The 13,914-nt window shown below is 58.6% G+C and carries 7 protein-coding genes; 6 read left to right on the plus strand and 1 reads right to left on the minus strand.

The window, feature by feature from the left end; all coding sequences use genetic code 11:
* Positions 1 to 192 precede the first annotated feature (192 nt).
* The 3 genes from QGH30_03840 (at position 193) to QGH30_03850 (ending at position 5,911) form a co-directional block, all read left to right on the plus strand.
* A complete protein-coding gene (locus tag QGH30_03840; protein ID MDP7021466.1) occupies positions 193 to 1,890 on the plus strand; it encodes a FlgD immunoglobulin-like domain containing protein in 1,698 nt (565 codons plus the stop codon).
* Positions 1,887 to 2,987, plus strand: a complete 1,101-nt coding sequence (locus tag QGH30_03845; GenBank protein MDP7021467.1) for a C1 family peptidase — start codon at positions 1,887 to 1,889, stop codon at positions 2,985 to 2,987. Before QGH30_03840 ends, QGH30_03845 begins: the two co-directional genes overlap by 4 nt.
* Positions 2,988 to 3,049: 62 nt before the next feature.
* Positions 3,050 to 5,911 (plus strand): FlgD immunoglobulin-like domain containing protein, encoded by a 2,862-nt coding sequence (locus QGH30_03850; GenBank protein ID MDP7021468.1) that lies wholly within the window; start codon positions 3,050 to 3,052, stop codon positions 5,909 to 5,911.
* Here the strand turns inward: QGH30_03850 and QGH30_03855 are convergent.
* Positions 5,908 to 9,531: a protein kinase gene (locus tag QGH30_03855; GenBank protein MDP7021469.1), complete on the minus strand. Its 3,624-nt coding sequence runs from the start codon at positions 9,529 to 9,531 to the stop codon at positions 5,908 to 5,910. The genes QGH30_03850 and QGH30_03855 overlap by 4 nt on opposite strands.
* Positions 9,532 to 9,560: 29 nt before the next feature.
* Here QGH30_03855 and QGH30_03860 point away from each other — a divergent pair, with 29 nt between their 5' ends.
* From QGH30_03860 to QGH30_03870, 3 genes are all read left to right on the plus strand, one after another.
* On the plus strand, positions 9,561 to 11,174 hold the full coding sequence (locus QGH30_03860; protein ID MDP7021470.1) for an ATP-binding protein: 1,614 nt from the start codon (positions 9,561 to 9,563) through the stop codon (positions 11,172 to 11,174).
* Between the two features lie 9 nt (positions 11,175 to 11,183).
* Positions 11,184 to 12,536, plus strand: coding sequence for a sigma-54 dependent transcriptional regulator (locus QGH30_03865; GenBank protein ID MDP7021471.1), 1,353 nt, complete (start codon positions 11,184 to 11,186; stop codon positions 12,534 to 12,536).
* 79 nt (positions 12,537 to 12,615) lie between these two features.
* Positions 12,616 to 13,914, plus strand: a complete 1,299-nt coding sequence (locus QGH30_03870) for an efflux RND transporter periplasmic adaptor subunit (GenBank protein MDP7021472.1) — start codon at positions 12,616 to 12,618, stop codon at positions 13,912 to 13,914.

The raw sequence follows: 13,914 nt of genomic DNA on the forward strand, positions 1-13,914 counted from the left end.
AATGTCGCAAGCTGGGCGTGCAATCCCCTCATTACATCGCTTCATTTGCCTGGTTCGGTAGAAACACACTCGAATGGCAATTGCCTGGCGCGTAAGCCCGCTTACCAAACACAAGGAATGCAACGATCAAGCCGCCCCATTTCCTGCGAAATATGCTATCCTTGTCACTGTAATAAGAACCCGAGGTGGATTATGAAACGGGCCCGTCTAGTTACCCTTCTTGCCATTGCAGTGGCGACCTTCGCCCTGCTACCTCTCTTTGCACCGCAGGCTCTTGCAGCTACGAGAATGTGCTCCCTGGTCGACGATGACTGGGAGCCCTCCATGGGCAAGCGCAGTGGCCGCGCCGTTGAGGAAGACAGTGTCCAGTACACGGAAGATCCCGGCTATGAAGTCTTCATTCAGGAAGCACTGGATTCTGCCGGAATCGACTACCAGACCTTTGAGATCTGGCAAAATGACTCCATTCCGACCCGGCCCACGCTGAACGACCTGATCCAGTTTCCGCTCTGCATCTGGAGTTGTGCGGCCAATGAACTCGATGTTCTGCAGGTAGAGGAAATGACCCTGCTGACCGACTACATGAATCTGGGCGGAAAAGTAATTCTCTCCGGGCAGGGAATCCTCAATGACCTGATCCGCCATCAGGGCGAAACCGAATACGATCTATTCCTCAGCCAGATTCTCGGCGTAGAAGGCGCCTACCTCGACTTCGATGCCATTGAGGTCATGCCGAACTCCGATAACGCCTTTTTCGCCAATCTCCCGATCGGGGTTTTCGACTATGAAAGTCTGCCGGACTCCGAGACGGATCGTGTCGACTTCTTCAACCTGATGCCCGGAGCCGAAGGTTTTCTGGATGCCAACTTTCCTCAGGGCGGGGGCTGCTTTCCCGTATCCTCGGATCGCTATGCCGACCGACCCATTCACTTCCAGAGCTGGATGTTTGCCGCTCTTCCCGAACGCACGGTGCGAGCGCAGTACATCAGCTCAATCGCCGCATGGCTGGGCTTTCTGGGCGATGATCTCTACAGCTTCATGGACGGGATCGAGGACTTCACCGTTGCTGACAGTTCGCCCGATCAGATTCTTGAATGGGACCTGGGAAAGCGAGCTCTCCTCTTCGAGTCCCATGGAGATCTTCCGGGGCGGGAGAAGATCAGGAAACCCCTGAGCCCCGAAGGGGGCAACTGGGTCATCGGATTTGATGTTCTGGTTACTGATCCCGGCGAATACAGTTCGATGAATCTTCTGTCTCTGGGCGAAGCGGTCAGCCTGGAGCTCTTCTCGGGAGCCAACGGAGACTGTGATCTTCGATTCCGCACCGGATCTTATTCCTCGGGCTGCGAAAAGTGGGCTTTCGGACTCCCCGTCCAGAAACACCTTCGAATCCTCTTGCTCTTCAATGCCGACAGTCAGGAGCTGCTCTGCATGGTCAACAACTATACCGGCAACTGGATCTGGGGTGACACCTGTGAGTTGTTCGACGACTTTCAGGACTTGAGCATTTGCTCTCATGGCCTTGGCAGTTCCTATGCGATTCCGATCAGCGGCTTCATCGATGACCTCTTTTTTGCGGGCGACCTGAACCACCTGCCCACTTCCGTAGACGAAGAAGGCCTGCCGGGGGCGGTTTGCATCCGGGGTGCTGCACCCAATCCCTTCAACCCCACTACGCGGATTCACTTTGAGTCGATGCTGAAAGAGGATGCCATCGTTTCCATCTACGACTCTCGCGGACGCTGTGTCCGCAAGATGGAAGTGCCTCAGGGTGCTTCCTCGATTGAATGGAAAGGACGCGATCAGGCCGGCTCGGAGCTTCCCAGCGGAGTCTATCTGGCAAAAATCGCCGACACGGTCACTGCCTGTAAACTGGTTCTCCTGAAGTGAGGGCTTTCCTCTTCCTTCTGTTTCTGTCCAGCCTTGTGCTGGCCTCGCTTCCCGATGGGGATACTGCGTTCATCCCCGAGAACTACCGGGACTATCCGCTCTGGCAGGGAGAGATCCTGCGCGACCTTCCCACCAGCATGGACTGGCGCAATGTTGCTGGCCTGAACTATGTCAGTGGCGTGCGCAATCAGGGAGCCTGCGGTTCCTGCTGGGATTTTGCGGCAATGGCGATGTTCGAATCCAGACTGATGATCCAGTCCGACATGCCGGGCAGTGACCCGGACTATTCCGAGCAGTATGTACTCTCCTGTTACAATGTCGCAGAGGCGCCCAGCGACTGCGGCGGAGGTTACCTCTCCGGAGCCCTGCAGTTTCTGCGGGACGAAGGGGCTCCCTCCGAAAACTGTTTCCCCTATGAGGCCGAAGACAGTGTCCCCTGTGCGGAATCCTGCGATGAAAGCGGCTTCCAGATTCGAATGCTTTCGGACTTCGGTTTTGTCACCTGGAACAACATCGACATCGACTTGATCAAGAGCGTCCTGCAGGAAGCACCCGTGGCCACCTGGTTCCGGATCTATGACAATTTCAGTGGCTACGATGGCGGCGTGTACTCTGCCCATGGAAGCGAGTACACGGGAAGCAACCACTTCGTCCTGATCGTTGGCTATGACGACAACCAGCAGTGCTGGATTGCCAAGAACAGTTGGGGAAGCTGGTGGGGAATGAACGGGTACTTCCGCATTGCCTATGACAGTGGTTGCGAGTTCGGCAAGTGGACGATGTACTGCAACTTTGAAACAAGCACATCCGCACCGGGCATTGAAGCCGGTTCTCTGGAAGCCTGGCCGAACCCCTTCAATCCCTCCGTCAGGATCTCCTTCGAGCTGGACTCATCCTGCAACACCCGAGTTTCCATCCATGATGTCAGCGGACGGAAACTGAAAACCCTTCAGCAGGGTTCCCTCCCCGCAGGACGACACACCTTCGACTGGGAGGGACGGAACGAAGCAGGGGTCGACCTTCCCAGCGGTCTGTATTTCGCCCGACTGCAGACGGGAAATCGCTCTCAGGCCTGTAAACTCAGCCTGATGAAGTGATCAGACATAGGAATCTCTCCGCAATTCCGTTATAATGGAGCCTTCCCGGCGAAAGGAAAGCCATGCGCGTCAAGATCCTCCTTGCTGCATTCACACTGCTTGCCATCACTTCTGCGATGATCCTCCTGCCCGACACTCTTCAATGGGACGGACAGGACTATTATCGCGTGGAAACCCGGCTCAACCAGTTCACAAAGAGCACCCAGAACCATGCTTCGGTTCTTCCGAAGCAGAATGGCGACTGGTTGGCGACATGGCAGAGTCGAAGGCAGGGAGGCGGCGGCTTCTCCGTATATTCGCGAACTCTGGACGGCCTTGGAAACCCACGGGGCGATGAGACCCGCATGAATGAAGCGGCTTCCGGAATGCAGGCCGCCCCCGCAGTGGCTCTTCTGGAAGACGGAGCCGTCTTCGCCTGGGAATCCATTAGGGAACGCGGACCCGGCACCTCGATCACACTTCTTGATACCCGACAGCAAGAGCTCACCCTCTCCGGACAGGACTCGAAACTGCCGTCTAGTCGGCCCCTGCTGGCCGAACTTCCCGACGGCCGACTGCTGAGCGTCTGGCAGGAAGGCCGCGGCATCATGGCCCGTGCAGGCGACAGGAGCTTCCCGATCACAGAGGAGGGTTGGAACCCCGCGCTGAGTGTTCTCGAGGACGCCTCCCTTGCCATCGCCTGGAGTTCCTCCGGGGAAACTCTCCTGCTGGCACGCTATTCATCGCAGGGAGAACTTCTCGATGGCCCCGTGAAGGTGGCGGACCTGGGAATCGAGGCTCAACTCATCTCTCTCGACGACACGCTGGTTCTTGCCTGGATGCAGACACGCGAGCAGGGACATGAAGTTCTCGCGCAGCGTTTTGACCTGCATTGTAATCCTCTGGACGAAGTCTTCTCGGCCTCGGGAGGAAAGCAGCAGAGTGGCGTCGCTCTTGCGCGTGCAGCGGATGGCTCTTTTGTCCTCGCCTGGAATGAACTGTCTGCCGACGGTCGTACTTCGGACATCCACGCCCGTCGCTTCTCTCCGGAGGGCGGCGAAGTCCTTCGCCTGAACGCTTATGCTGATGGCAAACAGGCTCTCGACTCTGGTACGGCGGCAGCAAGACTGGCCTGTGATGAAAAGGGTCGGCTGGCTCTCACCTGGAGCGGAAATACACCGGAGGACAAGTCCTCGGCAAACCTGACCCTCCTGCTTCCCCTTTCGGACAACCCTCTCGCTCGCCTGGTCAAGGGAATGCGCCTCGGCTGGCAGGCTCTGGAGCGGAGAATCGCCCCCGAGAAGAGCGTCGATGAATACGCTCTTGCCATGCCCCATCAGCCTCCCAGCTACCAGCCGGTCAGTGAGACCGTCATGGAGCCCGAGCCCTTCTTCCCCGGAAGTGAGGATCGCGATGCCGGTTTTGTGGGGATCACAAACTCGGGCTGGAATCCTCCCGATCCCCACATGGCCGCCGGTCCGGACTGCCTGATCGGAGTGGTGAACGGTATGATCGCCAGCTTCGACCGCGACGGAAACCTGAACTGGCAGGAAGAACTGGAAGACAGCTACGGCTTCTGGAGCGAACTGGGTGCCGACTGGTTTGTCTTTGACCCCGAAGTCATCTTTGACCCGCACAGCCAGCGTTTCATGATCATGGCCTGCGAGAGAGCCAGCAATCAGTCCTATTTTGACTTCGCAGTTTCGACCGACGCCTATCCCGACGATGCAAGCGACTGGCACAAGTACCGGCTGAATGTCACCAGCATCTCCGGAAACGACATCGACTCTCCCAACATGGCCGTCGATGAGGAAGCGATTTATCTGACTGCAGACTTCTTCTCTCCCGACAAATACCTGGTCTACATCCTCGACAAGTCCAGTGTTCTGGAAGGAGGAAGCCCGGTCAGTTCCCATGTCATGAACACGGGAAGCCAGTCCTTCGGGATTCCGGTGCAGTACGATGAGGCTCCCAGCATGTACATGATCCGATCCTATGAGGGAAACAGCAGCAGCACCCTGACCCTCTATGCCATTCAGGATCCCCTGGGAAGTCCGAGCCTGACTACCCTGAACCTGACTGTGCCCACCTACTGGCGACCGATCAATGCCAGAAGCCTGGGATCCTCCAGCACCATTGAAACCTTTGAGGCACGCTTCTGGAGTTGCGTCTTTCGCAATGGTTCTCTCTGGGCCTGCCACCATGTTTGCCCGACGGCAGCAAGACAGAAGCTGGTAGCCCGATGGTACGAAATCCCCATGAACGGGTGGCCGGTCACGGACTACGATCCCTTTGTCGCTCAACAGGGCGATGTCCTGCCCAATAACACGGGATACGCCTTCTTCAATTCCATTGCCGCCAATGAATTCGGAATGGCGGCCATGACCTTCACCTGGTCTTCCACGAGCGACTACTTCCAGATCTGGCGATGCTACCGCATGCCCGGCGACCCGCCGGGAAGCATGCGTGATCCGGTACTCGTCAAGGCTTCCAACAGCTCCCTCTCCGGCGGACGCTTCGGAGACTACAGCGGCGCGGCAGCAGATCCTTCCGATGGCATCAGCTTCTGGACCTTCGGGGAATATGCCGCAGGAGGAAACCAGTGGGCGACCTGGTTCGGCACCTTCACTCCCGATGCCACTTCCGCCGGCGATTTCTCCCCTGCAGGATTGCGCGTGGAAGGAATCTGGCCCAATCCCACACCTGCGGGCAGCCGGGTGGAGTTCCATCTTCCGGCAAGAAGCCGGGTGAGTCTGGAAATCCACGATGTCAGGGGGCGTCGCGTGGCAAGCATCGAAGGCGGGGAATTGCGTCAGGGTCGCCATGGCATTGAGTGGAACGGCTTCGGGGAGAAGGGCCAGCGAATGGCCGCGGGCACTTACTTCGCGCAGCTTCGTGTGAATGGAAAGAAAGTCCCCGCAGGCAAAATCCTGCTCGTCGACTAGTCGCCGCTCAGCCAGTGATAGCCATGTCGTCCGGCCAGTTCCCGGGCTTCGGAACCTTCTGCGGTATCGCTGTCTCCTTTGCTCCAGTAATGGAGGAGGAGACAGCGTTGATAGGGATTCTCCGTGGAAGGAAACCCGGAAAGCAGTTCCCGGAACAGGGTTTCGGCTTTCTCCTTTCCCTCAGCTCGCAGGAGCCGTAGATCGAGAAATCGGAACTCGAAGCTCAGTCCTTCGGGGGGCCAGGATGAAAGGGACTTCCGCAACTCTTCCAACTGCTTGCGGGCTTCTGACACTTCCTTCAAATCGCAGAGAAATCCGAGAACCTCCAGTTCCACCTTGAGGCGTTCCATCGTGCCCGGCTCATCCGCTGCAATCCTGCGCGCCTTGCTGAAAGCCGCTCTTGCCTCTTCTTCATCCCCGAGTGCTGCGAGAAGGCGAGCCCGTGCCCTCCAACTGGAGGCTCTTCCCGTGCGTAGTTGCAGGTCCTCCCGCAAGTCCAGGGCGCGGTCGAGCAGAGGGCGAGCTTCCTCGACGCAGCCCATGTCCAGGAGCGTCTCGCCCTGATTGTGAAGTGCCACGGCCGCTCCCGCCCGGTTTTCCGACTGGAAGTGTAGCTCTGCGGCTGTCCGGTAATGTTCGATGGCCTTCTCCAGGCGACCGTCCGTGTTCTCCAGATTCCCGAGAGCGTTCTCTCCATGGGCCAGACTGTCGGCGTCGCCGATCCGGCGTTTCATGGACTGGCTCTCTTCCAGCAAACTGCGAGCTTCTCCCAGAGAGCCCTGCTTCGTGCGGATGATCGCCAGATTCACAAGACTTCTGGCAATCTCGGTCAGCGTGCCCATGCGCCTTCGAATGACAAGACTCTCCTCCAGACTCTCCACGGCTTCCCGGGCCCGTCCTTTGCGCCAATGCACGATGCCCTGATTGGCAAGCGAGGCAGCGTGCAGGGATTCCTCCTCTGCGAGGGACGCTTCCCGGATGACCTCTGAAAACACTCGCTGGGCCTCATCCAGATCTCCCCGGCTCATCTGGATCAAGCCCATGGTGTGCTTAAGAGCCAGGGATTCTGAAGCGGACAGGCCCTCCAGTTCCCGGGCCTCTTCACAGGTCTGGAGTGCTTTCTCCCAACGATTCTGTGTGCTCTCCAGACGGGCGAGACTTCGCAGGATCAGCGCGCGCTCACGGTTCTGCCCCTCTTCACAGGCAGAAAGAGCGGCTGACAGTTCTGCGGATGCTTCTTCCTTGCGTCCGGCAAAGAAAAGAGACTCTCCGCGAAGGCGGCGGAGTTCCGGCTGAAGGGAATCCTCGATGCCGGGAACCAGAAGACTGCGGGACTGGCTCAGGAGCTTCTCGCTGGAATCGTAGTTTCCTTCGGTGGCCTCCAACTCACCCAGTTCCTGAAGCACTTCTCGTCGCAGCGTGGAAGCCTCGCTGAGAGGCTCTTCCAGCCACCATAGCTCCGCGATCTCCAGTGCCGGCTCCAACTGCCTGCGAGCTTCGTAATTCGCGTAAAGACCGCGAGCCACCCGTCCGGCCGCCAGAAGGAAGGGAAGCGCACGGCGAGCTTCTCCCGCAGCCATGTAGTGCCTTGCAACTGCGGCCGAGGAATCGGCTCTTGCACTCCGGTGCTCCTCGATGTGCTCTCCCACCATCCGGTGATACTCCCGACACAGGTCGGGCGAGAGAGATTCATAAAGAACCCGATGCACAAGTGCGTGGTCAAAGAGGAAGCGTCCTTCCGCAGCCCGCAGGACTCCGCTTCCTCGCTGGATTTTCTGAAGCTGTCGCAGGACATGAATCTTCCGCTTGCCGAGAACCGCTGCCAGAGTGTCTGCCTGAAAGGCCTCGCCCTCGACCGCCGCAAGATCCAGCAGATCCCGATCCTCTTCGGAGAGAGAAGAAAGGCGCAGACCCACCAGATCCTGAAGTCGATCGGGTAGCGGCAGATCCCAGTCCTCGGGATCGCCGCCAGTCTCATAGTTTCCCCGCTCCAGAATGCCCAGCAGTTCACCCAGGATGAAAGGGTTTCCGCGGCTCTCCCGAAAGAGGCGGCTGGCAATGCGCGGATCTTCGGAGCTTCCCGGAAGAACATCCTCCACCAGTCGCCCCAGTTCCTCCTCCCCGAGTCGCTCCAGCGAGATACTCCGGCAACGGCCCTCCCGGTCCAGCTCCCGGATCAGGTTCCTCAGCAGGGAGCCTTCCTCCAGTTCCTCGGTCCGGTAGGAAACCATGCAGAACGGCGGTTCCGGCGAGCGGGACAGGAAGGTCAGGAGATCCAGACTGGCATGGTCTGCGCGGTGGAAGTCTTCAAACCAGAAACGGAAATCTGTTTCCCGGGACAGTGACTTGAAGAATACCCGGAGAGCCTCGAAGAGTTGCTCGCGATCATCCGCCTCTCCCTTTTCTCCCTGGAAGAAGGCGCGAAGAATCTGCGACAGACGCTCTCGGCCGGGATGTTCCCTGAGCAGTTCCTCAAAGCGGCCAGCCTCCAGGAGCTTGCGGTCGAGCAGTTCCGGGCGAAGGGCCTCCCGCCAGGGCTGATAAGGAAAGGACTCCCGTCCGGGCTGGGTGCGGCCCACCAGAATCTTCGGAGCCCGTTCTCCCAGTCGGGAAATCGCCTCCCGAACCAGTCGCGTTTTTCCGATCCCTGCTTCGCCGGAAAGATAAAGAAGACTCGCCCCGGGCGGTGTCTCGATCCACTCGCAAAGACTCTGCAGTTCCCGATCTCGACCGGCCAGGCGAAGTCGATCCACGCTCCTTGCTTCCGGGGGACGGGCCTTCAAGTGAAGAGCTTCGGCACTGATTCGCCCTTCAAGATGTTCCTTCAAAGCTAATAGATCCGCAGAAAACTCGGCGGCACTCTCGTAGCGATCCGCCGGTCTCTTGGCCATGGCTCGCGACAGAATCCAGGAAAGAGCTTCGGGCAGTTCCGGTCGAATTCGCCGAATGGACTCCGGTTCCTCATTGATGATGGCATAGACCACGCCCACCGGATGATCTCCGCGGAAGGGCAAACGACCTGTGATGAGTTCATAGAGAACAACGCCAAAGGAAAAGAGATCACTCGCTTCACTGAGAGTCTCCCCCATTCCCTGTTCGGGAGACATGTAGTGCGGGGAACCAAAAATCAGGCCGGTCTGCGTCAGGCTGGTTTCATCGGAAAAACGGGTCAGTCCAAAATCCATAAGGCGGGGGCGCCCTTCACGATCGAGCATAATGTTGCCGCTCTTCAGGTCCCGATGCACCACGCCTTCATTCTGGAGATAGTCGAGTGCTTCAAGAACCGGAAAGGCCAGAGCCAGAACACTCTGCAGGCTGAGTGCGCCGCTTTCGCGAAGCTCCCTTAGCGTAGGCCCGGGAAGGTACTCCATGACAAGATAAGGGTGGCCATTGTCCTCACTGACTTCGAGAACTTCCACCAGGCCGGGATGATGGAGTCGAAGCCCCACCCGTGCTTCCCGGGAAAACATTTCCTTCTCGCGGGCGCCGGCACTGGCTCCCCCGCGAAGAACCTTGAGGGCGACCGTCTCCCCGTCGGGGCCACGGGCCTCGTAGACCTGTCCCATTCCGCCCTCGCCCAGAAGACGGAGCAATTTCCAGGGTCCCAAAGATTCCGGCATCGCACCTCCGCCGGCAGTCTAGAAGGCTCTTGCGCAAGGCTCAAGATGAATTGTTGCAGTTTCTTGCAGCGAAAGCCTACTATTCGCCAATGCAGGTCTATCTTCACTGGATTGATGAGGCGGGAAACGCCTCGCAGAGTTTCGGTCCCTTCGAACCGAAAGAGGGTCTCCAGCTCTCTCTTGGCCGTAGCGGGGACTGCGACATCGTCCTCACGGACAAGAGTGTGAGCCGCGAACACGCTTCGCTCTGTTTCCATGAGGAAAACTGGCACTTAGAAGACCTGCGGAGCCGCTACGGTAGCGAACTGGACGGGAACCCCGTCTCCGAATCCACGCCCCTGAAGAGTGCGAGCCGAATCCGTCTGGGAAGGGTGCTTCTGGAGTTTTCCTCCAATAGCAAACACAATACCCAGAGACCCAAGGAAGATCGCCGTTTCCCGGTTCTCCTCTCGATTCTCGACATTCTGGGACGCGAGCGCTCGCCCGCAGAACTGATGCGCTCGGTAATCTCCATTGCGGCTAAAGCCGTGGAAGCCGACCGGGGCTTTCTCCTTCTCGTGGATCCGGACAGCGGTCGCTGGCGCCCCGACAGCCTGGCCTCCTGGAACCGGGAAGGCATCGGCGATCTGGACGAAGATGCAATCGGCCGGGTCAGCCAGACAGTTCTTCGGGAGGCGCTCGACAGCGGCGACACGGTATTCCTGCGTTTCGCCGCTGATGACCCCCGCTACGAATCCTCCGAGTCGATCCGGATCGAGTCCATCCAGTCGGTGATCTGCTGCCCGCTTCGCGTGGAGGATCGTCGCCTGGGAGCCTTCTACATCGACCGCACTCACGAAGGAAGCCATCCCTTTCGCGAGGATGACCGCGAACTTCTCGACACAGTCTCCCGGCAGGCAGCCCTTCTTCTGGAGCGCGAAGAGCTGGTTCGCGCCCGCAACCGCAGTGACAAACTGGCTCTTCTCGGCACCATGCTCGGTCGCGTTACCCACGAACTGAAAAACCCGCTCTACAACATCCGGGGAACCGCCGAAAATCTGGGCGAGAAACTCCGGGGCGGGGATCTCCCGCGAGAAGAAGTCCTCGCACGGGTGGACCGCATCCTCTCGGGCGTAGACCGCGCCGAGGAGAACATGCGCACCCTTCTCGGCTTCGTGCATCCGAGTGAAGGCCCGCGAGAGCCGATGGACCTTGCGCGCATTCTCACAACGGCCGCCGTAGAAACCGGCACTCTTTTTCAGAAGAGCGGAATCCGGCTCGAAAGAAACTACGAAAAAGGGGCCCGCGTTCTTGGGCAGTCGGAGGCTCTGCGGCAGGTCTTCAGCAACCTCTTGACCAATGCCGCGCAGGCACTCGAGGAAGGCGGAAGCGTAGGGATCTCCATGAGCAGTGAGCGAAGGCTGGGAGCCAGCGAGGACAACTGGGTGGAAGTCATTGTCTCGGACAACGGGCCGGGAATTGCCGAAGAGGATCTGGGACGGATCTTCGATGATTTCTTTACAACGAAAAAGGGACGCGGGGGAAGCGGGCTGGGCCTGGCCATCTGTCGACAGATTGTCGAGGAACACCGTGGAGAGATCCGGGCGGAAAACGGAGCTGAAGGCGGCGCTGTTTTTCGCGTGGGACTTCCTCTTCATTCCTGAGGAGCAGGCATGAGCGATGAACGAAGGGCCAGGATTCTGCTGGTCGATGATGAAGAACTGAATCGCGAGTATCTTTCCGAACTTCTGGAAGAAGAGGGTTTCCCCGTGGAAACCGCGAGCGACGGCATGGACGCTCTCGAGAAGCTCCGGGGCTCTGCCTTCGACATTCTCATCACGGACAAGAACATGCCGAGACTGGACGGCCTGAAACTTCTGGCCCGCGTGGCAGAAGAGGACATTCCGGTGACCTCGCTCATGATCACCGCCTTTGGCGATGTGGACTCTGCCGTAGAGGCAATGCGCCTGGGAGCCTCGAATTACATTGAGAAGCCCACGGGCGGCGGCATGGGTCCCCGCCTGCTTCTCGCCGTGGAGCAGGCACTCGATCGTCATCAACTGGCCCGCCGCACCCGAAGCCTGGAAGTGGCTCTTCAGCCGAATGCCGCAGAGCAGATCATCGGCGAGAGCAAGGCCATGAAGCTGCTTCGCAAGCAGTGCGAAAAACTGGGCAGCTCGGGAAAGACCGTCCTGATCCAGGGCGAGACTGGCACGGGCAAGGAAGTCGTCGCCCGAAGTATCCACCTTGCGGGATCCCGACGGGACAAGCCCTTCGTCGCCATCAACTGCGCTGCGCTCAACCGGGAACTTCTCACCAGTGAACTCTTCGGCCATGTAAAAGGCGCCTTCAGTGGCGCGGTCAGTGACCGTCCCGGCAAGTTTGAGGCCGCCAGCGAAGGGACGCTCTTTCTTGATGAAATCGGGGAAATGGATCTGGAGCTTCAGTCCAAGTTCCTGCGCGTTATCGAACTGCAGGAGTTCGAGCGGGTGGGAAGCAATGAATCCATTCGGGTCGATGTAAGAATCCTGGCCGCCACCAACCGTGACCTCATCGAAGAGATCGAAAAGGAATCCTTCCGCGAGGACCTCTACCATCGTCTCAATGTCATCGGCGTGGAGACGACACCCCTGCGAAACATCCCCTCGGACATCCCCGTTCTCTCAAAGCACTTTCTTGCCTGCGATCCCGAGGGTCGAGGACTCGACTTCAGCGAAGAGGCCATTGAGAAACTCAAGAGCCATGCCTGGCCGGGAAACATCCGTGAACTGAAGCACATCGTCGAGCAGGCCGTCTTTTATGCGGAGGGCGATCTCATCGAGGCGGAAGATGTGATTCTCCCCCAGAGAAGCCCCAAAAAAGGTGGAACCGCCGTGAGCGGCACTGCTTCCCTGGAGGAAATCGAGCGAGACCTCATCGAGCAGAGGCTCCAGCATTTCAGAAACAACAAGCGCGAGACGGCCCGCAGTCTCGGTATCGGGGAGTCCACGCTCTACAAGAAGATCAAGGACTACGACCTGGGATAGAAATCCTGCTTTTCCGCTGTAACAATCCCTTCCCAGTCCGTATCTTCTCAGGGGTATTGCCTTCAAGGAGAACTGTTCCATGAAAAAGAAAGTGTTCTGGATTGTGCTGGCCCTGCTTGTGGTCGTCACACTCGTCAGTGTGAATGTCAAAAAGCAGAAAACTCGCGCGACCGTTGTTGAGACCGAAGCCGTCGAGAAGCGCGAACTGACGGAAATCGTCAGCGCCACGGGGAGAATTCAACCCAAGATCTCCGTGGATATCAGTTCCGATGTGACCGGCAAGATCGTAGAGGTCGCGGTCAATGAGGGAGATCGTGTCGAAGAGGGAGATCTTCTGATCCGGGTCGATCCGACCCAGTTCCGGGAATCCGTTCGCAGCGCCGAAGCGCAATACGAATCCGCAAGGGCCGCCTACCAGGAAACCGAGGCTCGCCTTGAGCAGATGAAGCTGGAGTGGAAACGCATCCAGAGTCTTTACAAGAGCGGGGATCTCAGCGAGCGCGACTTCGAACAGAACCGCATGGCTTTCCGGGTCAGCGAGACCCAGAGGGAATCCGCATGGCGGCGCGTCGACCAGGCCAAGGCATTCCTGGAACAGCAGCGCGACAAGCTTGCGAAATCCGAAATCCGCGCGCCCATGAGCGGCATCGTGATCCGCAGAAATGCGGAGGTCGGAGAAGTTGCCCAGGAGAGCCTCTTCTCGATCCAGGTTCTCATGGTCGTGGCAGACCTTTCGGTCATGGAAGTGGAAATCGAGGTCGATGAGACCGAGGTTCCGCGCCTCCGCCTCGGGCAAACCGCACTTATCGAGATCGACGCCTTCCCCGACCAGGACTTCCGCGGCAAGGTCACTGAAATTGCGAACAGCCCCATTCTCGGACAACAGGGCTCCGGCGGTGTGGACTTCCGGGTCGATGTCACTCTTGACTCCGGCTACAAGGGACTCCGCTCCGGCCTTTCCGCAACGGCAGAAGTCACGACCGCAAAAAGGGACTCCTGTCTTTCCATTCCCATTCAGAGCCTGGTTCTTCGAACCAAGAAGTCCCTGGAGGAGAATTCCGGGAAAAACGATCGCCGCCTCCAGGCCGCTGGGCTGGAGCCTCCTGTCTTTGAGTTTGAAGAGGACAAGAAAGAGCTGGAGGGCGTCTTCCTCATCCGGAACGACCGCGCCATTTTCCGTCCCGTCCTCACCGGCATCGCCGGTGACCGCCACTTTGAACTGATCGAGGGTCTGGAAGCCGAAGATCGCATCGTCACCGGCTCCATGAAAACCCTGAGAAACCTGCATCACGGAGAAAAGGTGAAGGAGACACGAGTCGAGGACGAGGAAAGCGGCAAGGGCAAGAAAAAACGCGGTTTCTCTATCCAGATCGGCTAG

The organism is Candidatus Krumholzibacteriia bacterium (genome assembly GCA_030748535.1).
Lineage (GTDB): Bacteria > Krumholzibacteriota > Krumholzibacteriia > JACNKJ01 > JACNKJ01 > JASMLU01.